Below are 18,712 nucleotides of genomic sequence, written 5' to 3' on the forward strand. Positions count from 1 at the left end.
TTTCTCTATCCTTGATTTACCTCTGCAAAAAGAGTCCCCTTTTGGGGATAATCAAGCATAGCCTCGTCAAAATACTTACCCCGCACCGTACCTTCATATTGTCGATCAATTGTTTTAAGATAATTTAATAACAAAGGTTTCTCTTGCTTTGTTATCACCGGGAAACCATAATGATTATTTTCATACTTAAAAGCATCATCATCTTTTTTAGCTAATCGTTTTTTTACAAATTTTTTGTGATCTAAAATCCGCTTACGAATTCGATCATTTAGCATACTCAAACTTTCAGTATGCAATAAAGAAAAAATCACATCGCTAAAACCTTTATCAATTTCATATCCAATACTATTTCTACCCGAACAAAGAGCGGCCAATGATGTTGTTCCAGTCCCTAAAAAAGGATCTAACACCGTATCTTTCTTTATAGAGAACATATTAATTAGTCGATATGGCAATTCAAAAGGGAAAGCCGCACTTCGATCTCTTATATTACTGTCAGCTAAATCCTGAAAAATACCTTTAAAGTCCCAGAGGTCAGAAAACCATTGGTTTCGTTCCTCCCAAAAATATGCGCTCTCTCTGCGTAACGACTTTTCATTTTTAGAGAAAGTTCTCTTCCCTCCTTTCCGAAATATCAGAATATACTCATGTTCCAAAGTCACATATGCACTTGGTGGCATCATTCCCGATCCCATAAACTTATTAGGAGCATTCGTTTGTTTGCGCCATAGAATATTAGGCATATTGCTAAACCCAATATTTATAAAGGCATTAACAATACGTGCATGATTAGAATAGAGCTGAAAGTCATCCCCCACTTTACGTGTGGCATCCCCAATATTAATACAGGCAATTCCGCCATCCCTCAATACACGATACAGCTCCTGCCAAATAACATCTAATTGTTGATGCATGGATTCAAAAGCCCCTTTCCCATCAGATCTCTTTAACGCTTTCCTAATTTCAGGATTCATTTCTGCAAACTGTTCATCCCACATTTCAATCATCGGATAAGGAGGAGAAGTCACAACTAAATCAACGGAATTATCAGCAATATCCATAGTCTTTGCATCACCAAACAAAATCTTGTGCGTCGTTTCCATAAGTATTTTTCAAATTGGCTTTATTGAAACGCAAAATATATCAAAATTCGTAACTTATCGATGTTTTCTCAAAATCACCTTATATTATTCGTTCTTAAATTTCTAACCTAATATAGGTAATACATTGAAAATAGGCGATATTGACCTTGGCAATAAACCGATTCTGCTGGCTCCTATGGAGGATGTGACGGATTCCCCATTCCGCACGATTTGCCGACGCAAAGGAGCTTCTGTTGTTTATACTGAGTTTATCAGCTCCGAAGCTATTGTTCGTGACAACGATCAGGCACTGCACAAAATGCACTTTACCGAAGAACAACGCCCCTTTGGCGTACAGATTTTTGGTGGACGTGAGGAAGCTATGGAAGGAGCCGCAAAAACAGCTGAGAGTGAAAATCCCGATATTGTAGATATCAATTTTGGCTGCCCGGTATACAAAATTGCCAAGAAAGGCGCCGGTGCCGGCTGCCTGCGCGATCTGGATATGATGCAGCGTATGGCTAAAACGGTAGTCGATGCAGTGGATGGCATTCCCGTTACGGCCAAAACGCGACTGGGTTGGGATGAGCAAACTATTAAAATTCGGGAAGTTGCTCTGCGTCTGCAATCGGTGGGCATCAAGGCCCTTGCCATCCATGCACGCACCCGTTCTCAAAAATATAAAGGGGAAGCCCGATGGGATTATCTTAAATACGTTAAAGACACACCCGGACTTGAGATCCCCATCATTGGCAACGGTGATGTTACCTCTCCCGAAGATGCCAAACGCATGTTCGACGAAACGGGTGTTGACGGCGTAATGATTGGTCGGGGAGCTATCGGCAATCCCTGGATTTTTGAGCGCACCCGCCACTATATTGATACTGGTGAGCTGTTGCCCGAACCAACGGTTGAAGATCGCATTGATCTTTGTGCAGAACAGCTGCGCCGATCGGTTGAACACCATGGTGAACGATATGGTGTCATCATCATGAAAAAACACTACGGGCAATTTTTAAAGGGCGTTCGCAACAGCCGTCAATTGCGAGGGAACATCATGCAAGAATCAGAAATGGAACCTATTATTGACTTGCTGATGGAGTTCAAAGATCAGGAAATGTTTGCGGTAGCCTCGTAACTAATCAAGTCAAACAACAGGTTAACCCGCAACCTATCAACTTAACAATTTACGCATCATTTGGGCACTTTCTATAGCATTACCGCCCGGATTATTGAAGTAGACCTGAGCATCCCGACTTTCATCCAGTTGTCTTTGCACAATATCTGCCCAGGGTTCTAAATCAGGCTTTTGATAGGAATAACGATAGCCGGTCAACCCATGAAACCGTATGTAGATGAAATCTGCTGTCGGAGTGCAATCATCTGGAAATTCTCCAGCACTCTGCCAGACGATAGCGGCATTTTTATACGACAACAATTCATAAACCTCCTCATCCAACCATGATATATGCCGAAATTCAAAGGCAAACTGTTGATCATCCGGCAACTTATCCAAGAACTGCTTTAGCCGCTCTGTGTCTTTCTTAAAGCTTGGCGGGAACTGCCAGTTAACGGTTTTTAGAGAATCTCCCAGCCGCCGCACTCTGCTCAAAAATGTATTCAGATGCTCATCCACATCCTTCATTTTGTTGTAGTGCGTAATACGACGATGTCCCTTAACAGAAAATTGAAAATCTCTTTCAGTCTTTCCCTTCCATCGCTCAACCGTTGAGACAGAAGGTACGTTATAATACGTCGCATTCACCTCAACGGTATCAAATTGGGATGAGTAATACGCCAAATAATCATTTTGTGGCAACCCATCGGGATAGAAACTATTTTCCCAATCCTTATATGACCAGCCACTGGTTCCAATAAATAATTCAGACATAATATTGGTTGTATTGAATCAATTCCTCCAAACCGAACGTATAGGTGGAAACGTACTGCATAATCAAATAGGAGACCGCATGATCAATCGACTTCTCAGACTCATTTCCAGTGGATTTAGTGCATACAGCTTTTACGCTAATCCTGTCCGCTTTATCACTACTTTAGTGGGGATTCTTATTATCCCTTACCTGGCATATATCTTTTGGGGGACACTGATTATTATTGCTTTAGCTGGAGCGGGATTATTTTTCATATATAAAGCCGTCCGATCAACCCTGTCAGGTAATAATTTCTATCATTACTGATCAGCCTCGCTGCTAAATTGCTCGGCTCCTTTAACAAGCTCAATAGGCAACGGCTTTGACTCGGAACCGGTATAAAATGAAACATGCGGAAATGGTATTTCAATACCCTCTTGGTCAAACTGCTTCTTAATTTCTTCCTGTATCGTATTCTTCAGATGTATCCACTCATCAACCGGTGCCCAAATACGAAAATCAAGATCAATAGATGAGGTTCCAAAGGCCTCAAAAATAATCTGTGGTTCCGGCTCACTCAGGGAGTGCTTATTTTTCTCAGCCACGTCAAGCAAAATTTTGCGAACCTCTTCAATATCCTCTTTGTAAGCCACCGAAACCTTGGCATTAAACCGCCGGATAGGAAAACGTGTTAAATTAATAACCTCGGTTTTGATAATGGTCTCATTGGGGATGCGCACAAACATATTGTCGAAGGTGCGAAGCTTTACTGAAAGCACATCAATCGACAGAACAATACCAATGGTTCCTCCCACATTTATTATATCATCAACTTTAAACGGCTGTTCGGCTATTAAAAATAATCCACTGATAATATTCGATACACTCGTCTGAGATGCAAAACCAAGGGCTACACCTACAATACCCGCTCCCGCAAGCAGCGGTGCCAGGCTTATCCCCAGTTGCCCCATCACCGTGATCATCATCAAAATAATACCGGTGTAAAACACTACTTTACCGGCTAACATACCATAATGCGGGGCATATTTTTTCGTAAAAAAGCGGCGGGCCCATCCGCGAAGCAATAACAAAATCGGAATACTTATTACAATAATTAAAACTACTCTGACAAGTTGATGAACAGTTTCTTCTGGCAGATAATTGTAGATATTAAATAGATCCATTGTGATACTTTAATTTGTCGGTCCTACCTTGAAAAATCGTTTAAACGTACGCGTAGCCAAACTTTTATGAACCTGCTTACGCGGCTTACTTAGTAATTGCTTTTTGGTGATTCCCTTGTGTAGCTTTCCGGTCATGATAACTTCGCTGTGCAAATCTTCTCCCTGGTAGATAATCTGTGTTTCATCAGCCCATAGCTCATGCTCATGGTAAAACATACTTAGGCGCTCAACGCGAAAGCAAAAGTGTGAAAAGGTTAACTCTTCAACAGATTTGTTTACAATTTTAATGGGGCAACTAACCAAATAAGGCTTTTTATCCACATGCGATAAATCGCGCCGCGCCTTTGTTTTTGCATGATAACAGAGTTCTCCTTCAATCTCAGTTCCAAACCAAGTCCGTGATAACTTTACTGATGGCAACTCGGTAAGCTGATAGTCATTATCAGCCAGTGAAATACGTATCCAAACTGGTATTCGGGTATAAATCTGTATCTGTGTCTCAGGACTTATCTTTAAGCTGTATTCCGAATGAATTACAAGAGGTTTATCAGGAAATACTGGCTGTATAGCTACCTCAGCCGAACTATTTTTATGAGCCCAGCGTGACCATTCTGCATCTTTTGGAGGCTGATCCAGGTCCGCCTTTCGTTTAATCTCATCATTATAAGCCTGTGTAATCCAGACTTCTTCATTCCGATACTTTAGCCAAATATGTAACTCACCAACAGATATATGTTTTGTTTTTCCCTCTTCTAATGATTGCTTTCCCCAGATATCAGTATCCATAATATTTTTATCTAATTCGTAGGCGTAATAGTATCAGTTCCCATAAATGACTGTAGCACTTCAGGAATTTTAATACTTCCATCTTCCTGTTGATAGATCTCCAAAATTGCTGCTACTACTCGTGGTAATGCCAACCCTGATCCGTTTAGCGTATGAAGAATTTCAGTATCACTATTATCTTTTCTACGACGAAGCATCATACGTCGGGCCTGAAAACTTCCAAAATTAGAACAGGAACTTACTTCAAGCCATCGCTTTTGGCCTGGGCTCCAAACCTCTAGGTCATATTTTTTAGATTGTGTAAAGCCCATATCTCCCGTACACATAAGTAGAGTACGATATGGAATCTGTAGCTCTTCAAGCAATGATTCTGCATGTTCCCGCAGGCTTTCCAGTTCATCATACGCCGTATCCGGATAAACAATTTTCACCAACTCTACCTTGTCAAATTGATGGAGCCGATTTAATCCTTTTACATCCTTTCCATATGAACCTGCTTCGCGTCGCCAACAGGGTGTAAAAGCGGCATAGTACAACGGGAGCTTTTCATCCTCCAGAATTTCATCACGGTGAAAATTAGTAATAGGAACTTCGGCAGTGGGAATAACGAAAAAATCGTCGCGTGGAATCTCATACATCATATCTTCCTTGTCGGGAATCTGTCCTGTACCGCGAGCAGAATCTTCATTCACAAAGTAAGGCACCTGTAATTCGGTATAGCCTGCTTCTGCCGCGCGATTTAAGAAATAGTTTACAAGCGCCCGCTGCAATCGAGCAATGGGACCAACATAAAATGGAAAGCCAGCTCCCGTTACTTTGGCACCCCGAGCAAAATCAATCCATCCCTGTTCTTCGACAATCTCCCAATGCGGCTTACGCCAATCCTCACCATGAGGTTCTCCCCACGTTTTAAAAACTTCGTTATCCTCTTCTGTCTCTCCTATGGGTACTGATTCATGCGGCACATTTGGAATTTGTAGCAATAGGTCTTCCCGAGCTTGCTTGAGAGAACGCAGCTGCTCTTCCTTTTCCTGTATTTGCTCTTTGAGCTTAGTTGTATATGAAATGATTTCCTGGGCCTCCTCTTTTTTACCCTGCCCCATAAGCTCACCGATTTTTTGGGCTTTGGTATTGCTTTCGCTCCGGAGGTTATCTGTTTCCTCAACCAGTGAACGCCACTGTTCATCAACATTAATAACTTCATCAATAAGCTGGGGATTATCCTCTCCCTTATTTACCATCGCCTTTTTAACTATATCGGGATTATTCCTAATAAAAGTGACGTCTAACATCGGATACTATGTTTAAAAATTCTGTTGATAGTTTGGCTAAAGATAAGAGAGTTTAATGAAAGGTTTGAAACCAAAATACCCTTGAAATCAATCTGATTTTATGCCCATAATAAAATTTATATTCTCAGCGCCAAAAAGCTTGATCTCCTAAAATATTAAGGTTATTTTCTTAATTAAATAGAAAATTAAGGATATGAATATATTATGGCCCACGGATTAGATGAAATTGATATTAAGATTCTAAAGCATCTGCAAAAAGATGGACGCTCTCAACGAAACAAATTAGCAGAGATCGTTCACTTATCAGTGCCCTCTGTATCAGAAAGAATGCGCAAGCTTGAAGAAAAAGACCTAATTACCGGGTACACGGCACTGCTCGATTCCAAGAAATTCAATTTTGATATTACCGCCTTTGTCTTTGTAGAAGTCGACGGTTCCGACAACTATCCCATTTTTATTGACAATGCGGTCTCGGAGCCCGAAATTCTTGAATGTCATTCCATAACAGGCGATGGCTCCCATATTCTAAAAATAAGAACCGAGAATACAGCCTCATTTGAAAAACTACTTTCCAAAATTCAGTCGTGGGATGGGGTAAGTAAAAGCCGATCAAACGTAGTATTAAGCAGCTTCAAAGAAACCTCAGAACTACCTATCGAAAAAACAGTAGATCCCAAATAACTTTCGCCCATACATTGGCATTTTTTCAATCGCGTTTCTTTATCATAACTATTCTTTTATTAGGATTATTTCCTTCCCTGCTGTATGCACAACAGCAGGTAGGCGTTCATTGGGATATGCCTACCAATTCCCAAACGACCCAAAAGCAGCTCGAACAATTTGATCAGCTGGGAATCACCATTATTGAAGTTAACCAGCTCCCTCAAAAAGATACCTGGACGTTAATCGATAGCTTAGGATTTCAAGTGTATGGCAATTTGGGAATCGACTTTCCTATATCCGATACCTTTGCTAATCCCGACTCCACACTTATTCAAAACATTGAACGTAAAAGTAATAGCTTCCTTTCTCAATCATCCGTCCGGGCCATTGGGATATTTAATTTTGGTAATATTTACAATCCCACTTTCTGGCAAGCAATTGATCCTATTGTTAGTCAGCTAAAACAAGTGGATCGTATTACGCTATACCAAAAAAGCTTATCTTACGATACTCCATCAGCCCTTCCCTCTGTTATTAGCGTTCCTGTAACATCGTCAAATTGGAATTCCCTCGCATTCAAAACAACAAATGCACAAGCGTATTTATATAATCCTGCAAGTGAATTACACTCCTTGTTAACTCCCTTTAAAAGATTCCTTGAGAGCATCGATAAACCACAAGCCAAGAATACTCCCATTATTGTAGAGTCCGAGTGGTTATTTTCAACGTTGGAAAAATACCCTCAATTTTCAGAGATACTGAAAAGTATTACTACCGATCAAGACCCAGCCTTTCCACTGCCTCAGGAAGAAGTGCCAGTGCCATCCAATAATGTATTCCCAATCATTATGCTATTTATCATATGGCTAACCATCGGCTTACACTACAACATGAGTCCCTTATACCGCAAATCACTATTCCGATATTTTACCGCCCACAAATTTTTTATTAATGATATTTTTAAGCGGCTCATACGCTCTCCCTTTCCCTCCGTCATTATTCTCATCCAAAATGCACTACTAATAGCATTATCGGCCTATTCACTTTTCATTAACCTATTTGGGCCAGTTGGACAACACGCCTTTTTCTATCATTTTTCTACCCTTTCAACTTTCGGGGATGGCCCCCTTTCCATTTTTCTGTGGACCTTAGCAATCATACTTTTGTTTTCTTTGTTGGAAATCATTTGGCTTTTTGTCACACATAAACGCATAAATTCGCTCACACAAATAGCAACAATATTTAGCTGGCCCTTACAGATAAACCTCCTCTTTTGTACTATTGTAATCACCTTTTTCACAACCACAAGTACTTTTACCCCTATTCTTTTCACCTCTCTTGCTCTGATTCTTTTTATAGCCAGCTATATTTTTACAGCCATCGACCTAAGTCGTTTTTCACATTCGAAACTTTTCTATCACCTAAAAACGAGTATTCCCTACAGTCTTGCCATACTGGCTTTTTTGGGATGGGTAATCAACCAAGAACAGTGGAAAGAAGTTATAAAGCTGGCACTCAACCTTACATAATTTCTTTGCGAAGTCGAGCAACAGGAATATTCAGCTTTTTACGATATTTACTCACCGTCCGACGGGCCACCTTATAACCGCGATCTTTTAGCTTTTTTACAATAGCCTGATCGCTAAGCGGTTTCTGTTTATTTTCATTATCAACAATTTCTTGCACAGCATTTTTTACTTCTGTACTCGAAACCTCTTCGCCGTCTTCAGTTTCAATACCCTCGCTAAAAAAGTATTTCAGCTCAAAAACCCCAAAATGCGTTTGCACATATTTACCATTTACCACACGAGAAATAGTTGAAATATCGAGATTTACACGCTCGGCAATATCTTTTAAGATCATCGGCTTAAGCCCTTCACCGTGCTTAAAGAAATCTTTCTGCAGGGCCACAATCGTTTTCATCGTATTCATCAGCGTATTTTGCCGCTGACGAATGGAATCAATAAACCACTGGGCCGACTCTATTTTATTTTTGATAAAGTTCTTAGTTTCCTTCGTCTGCTTACTTTTCTTTTTCTTCTTTTTCAGATCATCCCACATCTCTTTATAACGTGGTGAAATTCGCAGCGGGGGCACATTTCCGTTATTCAACGTAATAACAAAATCTCCTTCTTCTTCTCCATCCACATCTCCCTTTTCTGCAGGTTGATAATAAACCTCAAAATCAGGTTCAATATAATTGGAGGTATCATCTACAGCCGTCCCTACCGCACCGGGTTTAGGGTCAAGACCAGTGATACAGTCAAAAGCCATTTTGAGCTCTTCGTCATTGACGTCCAGCTTTTTCTTAAGTTTCTTAAAATGCTTTTTCTCAAATAGGTCCCAATGGTCACGTAACATCTTGATAGCATCATCACGCCCTGCTTCGTCATCCATTAATTCCAGCTGAATCAACAGGCAATCCCGCAAATCGCGCGAAGCTATCCCCAGCGGATCTAACTGCTGAATTTCTTTTCGGACTTTTTCGACTTCCTCTTCATTGGTAAGGGTTCCATGATTAAAAGCAATATTATCGACCACGGCTTCAATTTCGCGACGAAAATATCCATCCTGATCCAGCGAACCCAACACTTGATCAGCTATAAGCTTTTGCTCCTCCGTAAAATCGAGCAAACTTACTTGCTGTTCAAGCTCTTCAAGCAACGACTCGTGATAAGGATTGGGCAAGTCGCGCCAACTGTCGTTTCCTCCGCCCCCGGAATAACTTGAACCACGACTATAATTTTCGCCATCATACTCTGTATTTTGCATAAACTCATCCCAGTCGATCTCTTCATTTTGATCCACGGGATCCAGCTCATCATCATTTTTCTGCTCTTCCCACTCCGATTCCACCTCATCAAAAGTATCCTCGGGCTGCCCCTCTTCAAGCACCGGGTTTTCCTCCAGCTCCTCCTTGATACGCTGCTCTAACGCTATCGTAGGCAGCTGCAACAGTTTAATATACTGTATCTGCTGGGGGGACAGTCGCTGCTGCTGCGACTGCTTTTGATTCATTTGCTGGCCGGTTTTAATCATAATGTGACGGCCTCATTTGATTTCATTCGCATTTCCTTACAAGTTTCCTGAAATTTTTCATACCACTGCTTTCCAAAACGACGAATCAGCGGTTCTTTTAAAAAGTCAGACAAATAGATCACTTCTTCTTTTCCTTTACTGCAAGCTGCTGCACACAACTTGGGAATATATTCAAAATTAGCATACGTAATATTTCCAACTTTATTAAGCCGAAGTGGGTATAAATGACAACTCATCGGTTTTTCCCATTCCAGCTTATCATCTAAGTATGCTTTCTGGATAGCACAGTACGCTACACCATCTTTACTGTATGATACAAATATACACTCCGCATTATCACGACAACTTAACTCCAGACCGTCTCGCGATTTCTGAACAATTCCCCACTTTTCAACTGTTTGTCGGGCTTCTGGATGCAAATCATCCTTCAAAAGTGCATAAGCTTCTTCCAGCTTAGGCACCTCCTTTTCTGTTACCGGTGCCCCCGCATCACCCACCACGCAGCATGCTCCCTTGCATTTAGGCAAATCGCAAGCAAACTGCGCCGTGGCAATATCATCAGACAATATGGTATCTTCTACTCTAAACATTTGAAAATAAAATAGCCTTTCTGACGGCTAATTTAAAAAGAGAAGAATAACAACAAACAGGGAATTATAGTACCTCAAAGTTTTTGCCAGCCGTCTGCCTGATACATCCTTCCATCTCAAGTTCCAACAGCTTCGGCATCAGTTCGTGTGTACTTACCTCTAACTGTTCAGCAAGATAATCAATATGTAATGGCTCTTTATCCAATTTTTCACAAATTTGAACACTTAATTCATCAAGCTCCATAGACTTCCATTTTGGTGATCTTTGAGGCCTATCATTTTCCGACTTTTCTTTCTTGAGGTCAATATGAATTGCTACCTCAGCCAAAATATCCTCCACATTCTGCACAAGCTTACCCATCCCGCGCTTTATTAAACTATTACAACCCGGTGCATTGACATGACCTACAGGGTGGGGAACTACAAACACCTCTCGATTTTGATCCAGTGCCGACTTCGCCGTAATCATACTCCCGCCTTCCAAGCCAGATGCCACCACTAACGTTCCTAAACTCAATCCACTTACAATACGATTACGGACGGGAAAATTGCCCATTTCCGGTGCCGTGCCCAGGGGAAATTCTGAAATTACCGCCCCTCCTGTTTCGACAATACGAGATGCCAACCCCTTATGATCACTGGGGTAAATCCAATCAATGCCCGAGCCCAATACAGCTACTGTTTTTCCGCCGGCCTCTACCGTAGCCTGATGAGCAACACCATCAACGCCATATGCCAATCCACTAATAATCGTTAAATTATGCTCCACTAATTCCTCGGCAAATTTACGTGCCATTTTGCGGCCGTAATCCCCCACTCTCCGTGTACCTACAATCGAGATACTATCAGTATCAAGCGCTGCTCTCTCACCTTTAATCCACAGCATTAGAGGCGGGTCGTAAATTTCGCGCAATAGGTCGGGATAGTCAGCATCCCAATACGTCATTATCTCAGCACCGGTCTGCTTAGTTTTTTCGAGGATACGATCAACCTCCTCCCATTCATTAAAGGCAAGCACCTCATCGGCCGTCTTAGGACCAATTCCATGGATCGATTCCAACTCGTACCGCTCCAGACGAAAAATGAGCTGGGGATGCTCAACAGACTGCAACAGCAATCGGATACGCTGAGCCCCCAAATTATCCATTAAATGTAAGGCAACAAATTCTCTTATCGGCGGTTTAGGCGTCTTCTCTTGAGGATTCAACTTCTTGTATTTTCTTCCAGATGACTTCTTTCAGTTCATCTATATGGTAGTTGGTTGCCGACGAAATTTCAACTACCGGAATATTTAAATCTACTTTTTTCTCTTCATCCAGTTCATAATTCTCCTGAAGATCCATTTTGGTGATAGCCAAAATACGTGGCTTGTCTAATAAATCAGCCCGATATTTCTTTAATTCTTCGAGCAAAGCATTGTATTCGTACTCAATATCCTGTTGCGAACTCACCAGAAACAACAGCACATTATTGCGCTCTATATGCCGCAAAAACTGAATTCCCAACCCACGTCCATCATGTGCCTCTTCAATGATGCCGGGAATATCAGCCATTACAAATGTGCGATAGTCGGGCATGGTTACCACACCCAAATTGGGAGAAAGCGTTGTAAAAGGATAGGAATCAATTTTTGGCTTGGCTCCTGAAATCGCTGACAAGAGCGTACTTTTTCCAGCATTGGGAAATCCCACAAGCCCCACATCAGCAATCAGTTTGAGTTCTATCTCGATTGCTCGTTCGGTACCTTCTTCGCCAGGCTGTGCGTGTCGTGGCGTTTGATTCGTTGAACTACGAAAATGCCAGTTTCCGAGTCCTCCCTTACCCCCTTGGGCGACCACAATTTCTTGCTCGTGTTCGGTAATTTCGCCCAGTCGCTCTTTGGTATCAGCATCATACACCACACAGCCTAATGGAGCTTCTAAAATTTCATCTTGCCCGTCTTTGCCCTTCTTTTTGCTGGATCCACCACGTTCTCCATCTTTAGCATTTACATATTTGCGATAGCGAAGATCCAACAACGTATTTAACTGCTCATTCCCCTTGAGGATCACATCACCGCCATCGCCGCCGTCCCCCCCATCGGGACCACCGCGAGGCACATACTTTTCACGTCGAAAGTGTACCGAACCCGGTCCGCCGTCACCGCCGGTAACATAAATTTTTGCGTAATCAGCGAATTGAACTCGTCCCATACTTATAGATTTTCTAAAATGAAATTGCTCATCATTTTATAGAGGTGCTTCCGCGTATTGCCTCCATAAATTGCATGACTTCTATTTGGATAATACATCGACTCAAATTGAACATCTTCTTCCACCAATTTATTGACTAATGCCACCGAATTCTGAAAGTGCACATTATCATCACCCGTGCCATGAATCAATAAGTAATTACCATCAATTTGGTCGGCATAGGTAATTGGTGACCCTTTCCGATATCCTGCGGGATTCATCTGTGGCGTCTGCATAAATCGCTCAGTATAAATGGTATCATAAAACTGCCAGTGTGTAACCGGAGCCACCGCGATAGCGGTATTAAAGATATCACCACCTTGGGCCAACACCAAGCTCGACATATAACCACCATAACTCCATCCCCAAATACCCAGACGTTCCTCATCAATAAAATCATAATGTTCTGTTAAATACTCTGCCGCATCTATCTGATCCTCGGTTTCGTACTGCCCCAGCTTTTTATAAGTCTGCTTCTCAAAATCGCGTCCCCGTGCACCAGTTCCGCGATTATCTACACTTACCACCACATAACCCTGCTCAGCAATGTACTGGTGCCACATCGCCCGCTGTCCGGATCCAAATTGTTTCGTTACCGTCTGGCTGCCCGGACCACCATACACATAAAACAGCGTGGGGTACTCTTTTTCTGGATCAAAATCATGTGGCTTCATGATATACCCGTTAAGCGTAGTTTGTTCTAACGGAATTTCGATATATTCCTTCTCGGGCAAATGATATTGCTGCAACTTGTTCGCCAGCACTTCGTTTTCCTCGAGCATACGAACCGTCTCTCCATCCGATTTATGAAGCGTATATTTGGGGGGAGTAGTTGGCATTGAAAACGTTTGAATATAGTACTGAAAGTCGCGACTCATGTTGATTTCATTCCACCCCTCTCCATTGCTGAGCTTTTGTTTACCCGATCCATCAAGATTAATCGAATACAAATGCCGCTCCAGTGGAGATTCTTCAGTACTTACATAATATAAGGTTTGAGACTGCTCATCATACCCCAAAAAGTTCGTCACTTCCCAGTCGCCCTGTGTAACTTGACGAACCATATCACCCGACATATCATATAAGTAGATATGATTATAACCCGACTCTTCGCTGGCGTAGAAAAACTGTTCGCCATTCGCCAAAAATTTCAAATCATCATTTACATCCACCCACGCCTCTGATGTTTCTGTTTTGATAATTTCTGTATCACCGGTATTAACATCAGCCAACATCAAATCCTGTCGATTCTGTAAACGATTCATCCGCCGGATAGCTAATACATCAGAATCTTTAGTCCAGTTAATACGCGGGATATACTGATCGTTTTCAGATCCTACATCCATCCACGTAGTTTTTCCAGAGTTCAGATCATATACTCCAATCTTTACAACTGAATTTTCTTCGCCTGCTTTGGGATATTTAAAACGTGTCAAGCCGGGATAGAGGTTTCCCCATTCCGTCATAAAAAATTCTTTCACATCAGATTCATCAAAACGATAAAAAGCAATTTTTTGTCCATCGGGAGACCAATACCAAGCCTTGGCAAAACCGAACTCCTCTTCATATACCCAGTCCGTGGCCCCGTTGATAATATGATTGAACTTGCCATCTTCGGTAATCGCTTGCTCCTCACCGGTCGTTAAATCTACTAAATACAAGTTGTTATCCTGCACAAAAGCAGCTTTGTTACCTGATGGAGAGAGCTTTGCGTATTGCTGTTTTTGATTTGATTGCGTCAACTTCTGGATTTCTCCCGATTCCAGGTCATACACAAAATAGTTTTCTCGGGTACTGCGTCTCCAAATTTGCTCGACATCAGTTTTAATCAACACTTTTCTTTCATCTGCCGAAAACTGATACCCCTGAATAGCAATGGGCTTTTGCCGGCCTTCAACCCTCAGATCAGAACTTGCTACTAACACCTCATAATCTCCATTCAGGATGTTATACTTGCGAAGCTCAATATCATTTGGAGTTTGTTCTAACGCCGTGTAAAATCGTCCATCCTGCATCCAGTTGACACTGCGAATGCCCTCGGGCGAAAACGTGCCATTCACCACATGGCTAAACTGCAGCGACTCTTTCTCTTGGGCAATAGCCGGCTGAAGTATCCATCCGAAAATAAAAACAACAATCAGTAATTTCTTCATAGCAAGGGTCTTTAATAAAACGAATGGCGCTCCAAAATATCGGAGTGCCATTCTAAAAGTTCGAATAAAAGCTTTTATGTAGCTTAACGCTGATTTACTCTTCGTACTTGTGAAGTAAAATTTTAATCAGATTGGAAAGCTTTTCTTTGAGTTGTGGACGAGGGGTTATAAAATCCAAAAATCCATGCTCAAGTAGATACTCTGATCGCTGGAATCCTTCTGGTAAATCACGGCCAATGGTCTGACGTATTACCCGCGGTCCGGCAAAGCCGATAAGCGCTTCTGGTTCGGCAATATTGAAATCGCCCAGCATCGCAAAACTTGCCGTAACACCACCCGTAGTCGGATTCGTCATAAGTGAGATGTAAGGCACGCCAGATTCTTCCAGTTGTGCCAATTTAGCCGATGTTTTAGCCATCTGCATGAGGCTTAAAACACTTTCCATCATTCGTGCACCACCCGACTGCGAAATAATAATCAGTGGCTTTTCATTTTCACGAGCATGATCGATAGCCATACCAATACGTTCTCCTACGACCGATCCCATACTTCCGCCGATAAAACTGAAATCCATGCAGGTGATAACAACATCGAGATCGTTCATCTTTCCAATCCCAACACGCACAGCATCCGTTTTACCGGTTTTCTCCTGATATTCATCAAGGCGATCGCTGTATTTTTTACGATCTTCAAAATCAAGCGGGTCGGTGGGTTGAATATCCTGACCAATTTCCTCAAACTCTCCGTCATCAAACAGAAATGAGAAATACTCGTCGCTGCCAACACGGAAATGATATCCGCTCAGCGGATCCACCCAGAAGTTATCTTCGAGCTCGCGGCGGTGGACCGTCTCACCGGTTTTGGGGACTTTTACCCAAACACCTTCCGGCATCTCTTTACGCTGATCGGTTTGTATGTTCTTATCCTTACGTTTAAACCAAGCCATGTATGTCCTAATTTCATTTTAAATGATTCACAAAAATAATGATTCTGGATCGAAGCTAAAATCTTTTATTTGTGTAGCTTTTTTGCCTGCAACTTATGCGTTCCGCAGCAAAGCTACGGAACGAGATGTATAAGCTTCCCAATATCACAAACTCAGGTTCTGACCAAAGAAAATAGCATTCAAAAACAGTCGGCTGGTTGTGTGCCAGTAGCTGCGGAAGTTGGGATCATCCGCAAATAAAATCACATTACCATTCCCTTCACTTCGAGCCACAACAGCCGAGGTGCCTCGTACCTTGTCTAAATTCTTATCGTTAATGTGTCCGCCCACAAACGGTTCGTTTGTGTACTGAGCAACGGTAGCATAGGGGTTCTCACTCTGGTCCAAAAACAAACTGCTATTTTTAATAAATAACTGCCGTCGATCTGGAGTCCCAAAAGCAATAGGGTTAGACGGATCGATGTCCGCTTCTAAAATGGTACCCGGAATCGTATCTGCTCTCCAGCGATCGGCCTGCTCTTCGTAATTATACCGTTTTTTTGATTCAGCCGTATCTTCAAACGTTTTGATCAAATCTTCGCTAACAAGCTCCTTCTCAATTGCCCACCGAGAAGCATCCTCATTCGTAATGAGCACCCCGCCAGAACGCACCCATCGTCTTACCTTTTTGACTGTCGACTTCTTCCACTTGCTGTAATTTCCATCAACCAATATAATCGTATTATATCGTTGAAGATCAGTACTTGGGAATTGTCGACTACGGATTTTTGTGACATCCATCCCCACATGCATGTTGAGCAAAAACCACGCTTCCCCAACCTCATAACTGCTGGTGCCTTCGCCTACGACCATTGCAACTTCAGGTTTGTCAATGGGACGAACATTGGTACTGCCCAGGTCAATTCCTGAAGGGGTCATACCGGTATCTACGGAATAAAATGTGACGTTGTGCGCCTTGGCTACCGATCGCAATTTCTGGTAGAGTTCAGAAGGTTTCATGCCCTGCTCCTGAACTGAAATCACAATAGTGCCATAGCCAAATTCTTCTCCATGATTTGCAGCAACATTAGCTGTAAAAGGCTTATGCGCTACGCGAACTGTAAAATCTGAATCCAATAAATCATACAAGGCTGGCGATGCGTTATAGTCCGACCATTTCAGTAGGTAAGCATACTCCGAGGCGCCTCCTTTTACCGTTCCGCTGCGTTCGGGAAGCTCAGTAACCTGTGCTCCCTGAGCGTTACTGTAGTTTGATTCCAATTCTTCATACTCGATGCCGTATCCATGTGCCAGCGACCACCCTGTTATGTCATAAAATACGCTGTCGGGAAATGAGGTATTGGCTTCAAAAATATCATGAATTACCCGGTAGTGGATCTGGTCCGTTGGAACCATATAACTACTTCCGGCTTCAAAGGTTTTCCCATTTTGTTCGATATCAGAATCTATCTCAAACACATCGAGGCGATGTGTTAACAATAAATCTAAAAACTTATGGGTCAGCGACAGGTTGTCGTCATCCCCAAAAATATACGCCTCGGTCGGCTGGTCCTGCCCCATTTCACGGGCCGACTGGTAAAAGTCTTTCTGATACTCAAAGAGTTTCTGCTTTTCATTCACCGCTGCACGAACGGTAGCAATACCAGTGTGTAGATGTTTGAGAATCGTCGACCGAAAGGTGACTTCTCCGGCATTGCTCTCCTGCACCAACCCGCGGGAACTGCCCACTTCAAAAGTGACGCCCACGCCCCCTTGAATATCAGGATATGTTGATCCATAAATAGGCGAAATATTATCGAAAATTTCTTTGGTCCAATAGAGTGATCCAAGATTATCGAGAGCTTCGGTTTGATACTCTGCAAGCAACGGATTCATCACCTCATAATGATATTCAGGAATAATCGGGTTCCAGGTTCGAACCGGCTGAGTTGGTTCCAAATAATAGGTGCTGTTGGTACCCATTTCGTGAAAATCGATCTGTACGTTGGGATACCACCGGTGATAAAAATCGACCCGATTTTCGCTCTCTTGCTGCGTTACCGCAAACCAGTCTCGATTCAAATCATGCAAAAAGTGATTTGTTCGTCCCCGCGGCCACGCTTGATTATGTTCGGCATCAACCGGATCTGCAACCGCCGGAAACGATTTATAACTATTATGCCAGTGTGCAGCACGATCACGCCCATCGGGATTTTGAGCGGGATCAATATGAATAACAGACTCATCCAAAAATTCTTGGGTCTCATCGCTTTCATTGGCAATCAGGTAATAGGCTGTAAGCATCGCAGCCTCTCCGCTGGAAGTTTCATCTCCGTGCACACTATAATTCAATGCCACAATGGATTTACCTTCTGAAGGATCCAATACCGGCTCCTCGGGATCGAGCAACGTCAAGTGCTGTTGACGAATATCTTCAATGTTCGAATGGTTTTCTGGAGAACTTATAGTCAGAACTACCTGTGGACGTTTTTCATAGGTTTCCCCAATAACCTGAAAGCTGGCTTTATCTGAATGTTCAGCCAACTCTTTAAAATACGCTACGATACGATCGTGTCGGGTATAATGGGTGCCAATATCATAACCCAAAAACTGCTTCGGTGATGGAATCTCCTTATCCAGCTCCGTCTCATCCATTTCCGGGAAATAATAATCATTCTGTGCCAATACCCCGGTGGGTAGGCCAACACTCACCGCAACGATTAAAATTGCAACGGCCTTTCCTAAATTTTTCATACGTACATTCATTATGGTATTCCCCTATTTTTCTGATCCGCTTTGCTTGTATTTCCTATTGTAGATTATAAAACGTTTATCAAATTCTTATCTAAGGTCACTGATGTGCCAACCTATATCAAGTTGATTTACATTTTTTGAG

Annotated in this window: 15 protein-coding genes; 3 read left to right on the forward strand and 12 right to left on the reverse strand. The window is 42.3% G+C overall.

What is annotated here, in order from left to right; translation table 11 throughout:
* Positions 1-5 precede the first annotated feature (5 nt).
* Entirely contained in the window at positions 6-1,103 is a 1,098-nt protein-coding gene (locus tag AAFH98_RS00375; protein ID WP_342520678.1) for a DNA-methyltransferase, read from the reverse strand.
* A 124-nt stretch (positions 1,104-1,227) separates the two neighbouring features.
* On the opposite strand from AAFH98_RS00375, the gene dusB reads away from it, so the two are divergent.
* On the forward strand, positions 1,228-2,220 hold the full coding sequence (gene dusB / locus AAFH98_RS00380) for a tRNA dihydrouridine synthase DusB (protein ID WP_342520679.1): 993 nt from the start codon (positions 1,228-1,230) through the stop codon (positions 2,218-2,220).
* Positions 2,221-2,256: 36 nt separating this feature from the next.
* On the opposite strand, the gene AAFH98_RS00385 is transcribed toward dusB, so the two are convergent.
* The 4 genes from AAFH98_RS00385 to serS form a co-directional block, all read right to left on the reverse strand.
* Positions 2,257-2,973: a DUF72 domain-containing protein gene (locus AAFH98_RS00385; RefSeq protein WP_342520680.1), complete on the reverse strand. Its 717-nt coding sequence runs from the start codon at positions 2,971-2,973 to the stop codon at positions 2,257-2,259.
* Positions 2,974-3,273: 300 nt separating this feature from the next.
* Entirely contained in the window at positions 3,274-4,137 is an 864-nt protein-coding gene (locus tag AAFH98_RS00390; protein ID WP_342520681.1) for a mechanosensitive ion channel family protein, read from the reverse strand.
* Between the two features lie 9 nt (positions 4,138-4,146).
* Positions 4,147-4,923, reverse strand: coding sequence for a DUF432 domain-containing protein (locus tag AAFH98_RS00395; protein ID WP_342520682.1), 777 nt, complete (start codon positions 4,921-4,923; stop codon positions 4,147-4,149).
* Between the two features lie 11 nt (positions 4,924-4,934).
* Positions 4,935-6,215, reverse strand: coding sequence for a serine--tRNA ligase (gene serS / locus AAFH98_RS00400; RefSeq protein ID WP_342520683.1), 1,281 nt, complete (start codon positions 6,213-6,215; stop codon positions 4,935-4,937).
* A gap of 204 nt (positions 6,216-6,419) precedes the next feature.
* Between serS and AAFH98_RS00405 the strand changes: the two genes are divergently transcribed.
* Together AAFH98_RS00405 and AAFH98_RS00410 are read left to right on the forward strand one after the other, a co-directional pair.
* Positions 6,420-6,896: an Lrp/AsnC family transcriptional regulator gene (locus AAFH98_RS00405; protein ID WP_342520684.1), complete on the forward strand. Its 477-nt coding sequence runs from the start codon at positions 6,420-6,422 to the stop codon at positions 6,894-6,896.
* Between the two features lie 14 nt (positions 6,897-6,910).
* Positions 6,911-8,407 carry a hypothetical protein gene (locus AAFH98_RS00410; RefSeq protein ID WP_342520685.1) on the forward strand — a complete coding sequence of 499 codons (1,497 nt, stop codon included), beginning with the start codon at positions 6,911-6,913 and terminating at the stop codon, positions 8,405-8,407.
* Here the strand turns inward: AAFH98_RS00410 and rpoN are convergent.
* From rpoN to AAFH98_RS00445, 7 genes are all read right to left on the reverse strand, one after another.
* Positions 8,400-9,917 (reverse strand): RNA polymerase factor sigma-54, encoded by a 1,518-nt coding sequence (gene rpoN / locus AAFH98_RS00415; RefSeq protein WP_342520686.1) that lies wholly within the window; start codon positions 9,915-9,917, stop codon positions 8,400-8,402. The two genes, AAFH98_RS00410 and rpoN, sit on opposite strands and share 8 nt — an antisense overlap.
* Positions 9,914-10,507, reverse strand: a complete 594-nt coding sequence (locus AAFH98_RS00420) for a DUF3109 family protein (RefSeq protein WP_342520687.1) — start codon at positions 10,505-10,507, stop codon at positions 9,914-9,916. Before AAFH98_RS00420 ends, rpoN begins: the two co-directional genes overlap by 4 nt.
* Positions 10,508-10,571: 64 nt before the next feature.
* Positions 10,572-11,654: a DNA-processing protein DprA gene (gene dprA, locus AAFH98_RS00425; RefSeq protein WP_342520688.1), complete on the reverse strand. Its 1,083-nt coding sequence runs from the start codon at positions 11,652-11,654 to the stop codon at positions 10,572-10,574.
* Between the two features lie 34 nt (positions 11,655-11,688).
* The gene (gene obgE, locus AAFH98_RS00430; RefSeq protein WP_342520689.1) at positions 11,689-12,699 is read right to left on the reverse strand and encodes a GTPase ObgE; all 1,011 of its coding nucleotides are present in this window, start codon (positions 12,697-12,699) and stop codon (positions 11,689-11,691) included.
* Positions 12,700-12,701: 2 nt separating this feature from the next.
* A complete protein-coding gene (locus tag AAFH98_RS00435; protein WP_342520690.1) occupies positions 12,702-14,891 on the reverse strand; it encodes a S9 family peptidase in 2,190 nt (729 codons plus the stop codon).
* A gap of 94 nt (positions 14,892-14,985) precedes the next feature.
* Positions 14,986-15,837 (reverse strand): acetyl-CoA carboxylase, carboxyltransferase subunit beta, encoded by an 852-nt coding sequence (accD, locus tag AAFH98_RS00440; protein ID WP_342520691.1) that lies wholly within the window; start codon positions 15,835-15,837, stop codon positions 14,986-14,988.
* A 144-nt stretch (positions 15,838-15,981) separates the two neighbouring features.
* On the reverse strand, positions 15,982-18,570 hold the full coding sequence (locus AAFH98_RS00445; protein WP_342520692.1) for a M14 family zinc carboxypeptidase: 2,589 nt from the start codon (positions 18,568-18,570) through the stop codon (positions 15,982-15,984).
* Positions 18,571-18,712: the final 142 nt, after the last annotated feature.

This window comes from Fodinibius sp. Rm-B-1B1-1, from assembly GCF_038594945.1.
GTDB classification, from domain to species: Bacteria; Bacteroidota; Rhodothermia; order Balneolales; family Balneolaceae; genus Fodinibius; species Fodinibius alkaliphilus.

Coding starts and splice junctions, on each gene's coding strand:
- serS (WP_342520683.1), bottom strand. CDS start 6,215: ATGTTAGACGTCACTTTTATTAGGAATAATCCCGATATAGTTAAAAAG.
- AAFH98_RS00375 (WP_342520678.1), bottom strand. CDS start 1,103: ATGGAAACGACGCACAAGATTTTGTTTGGTGATGCAAAGACTATGGAT.
- AAFH98_RS00390 (WP_342520681.1), bottom strand. CDS start 4,137: ATGGATCTATTTAATATCTACAATTATCTGCCAGAAGAAACTGTTCAT.
- dprA (WP_342520688.1), bottom strand. CDS start 11,654: ATGGATAATTTGGGGGCTCAGCGTATCCGATTGCTGTTGCAGTCTGTT.
- accD (WP_342520691.1), bottom strand. CDS start 15,837: ATGGCTTGGTTTAAACGTAAGGATAAGAACATACAAACCGATCAGCGT.
- AAFH98_RS00420 (WP_342520687.1), bottom strand. CDS start 10,507: ATGTTTAGAGTAGAAGATACCATATTGTCTGATGATATTGCCACGGCG.
- AAFH98_RS00405 (WP_342520684.1), top strand. CDS start 6,420: ATGGCCCACGGATTAGATGAAATTGATATTAAGATTCTAAAGCATCTG.
- AAFH98_RS00435 (WP_342520690.1), bottom strand. CDS start 14,891: ATGAAGAAATTACTGATTGTTGTTTTTATTTTCGGATGGATACTTCAG.
- AAFH98_RS00395 (WP_342520682.1), bottom strand. CDS start 4,923: ATGGATACTGATATCTGGGGAAAGCAATCATTAGAAGAGGGAAAAACA.
- AAFH98_RS00385 (WP_342520680.1), bottom strand. CDS start 2,973: ATGTCTGAATTATTTATTGGAACCAGTGGCTGGTCATATAAGGATTGG.
- obgE (WP_342520689.1), bottom strand. CDS start 12,699: ATGGGACGAGTTCAATTCGCTGATTACGCAAAAATTTATGTTACCGGC.
- rpoN (WP_342520686.1), bottom strand. CDS start 9,917: ATGATTAAAACCGGCCAGCAAATGAATCAAAAGCAGTCGCAGCAGCAG.
- AAFH98_RS00445 (WP_342520692.1), bottom strand. CDS start 18,570: ATGAAAAATTTAGGAAAGGCCGTTGCAATTTTAATCGTTGCGGTGAGT.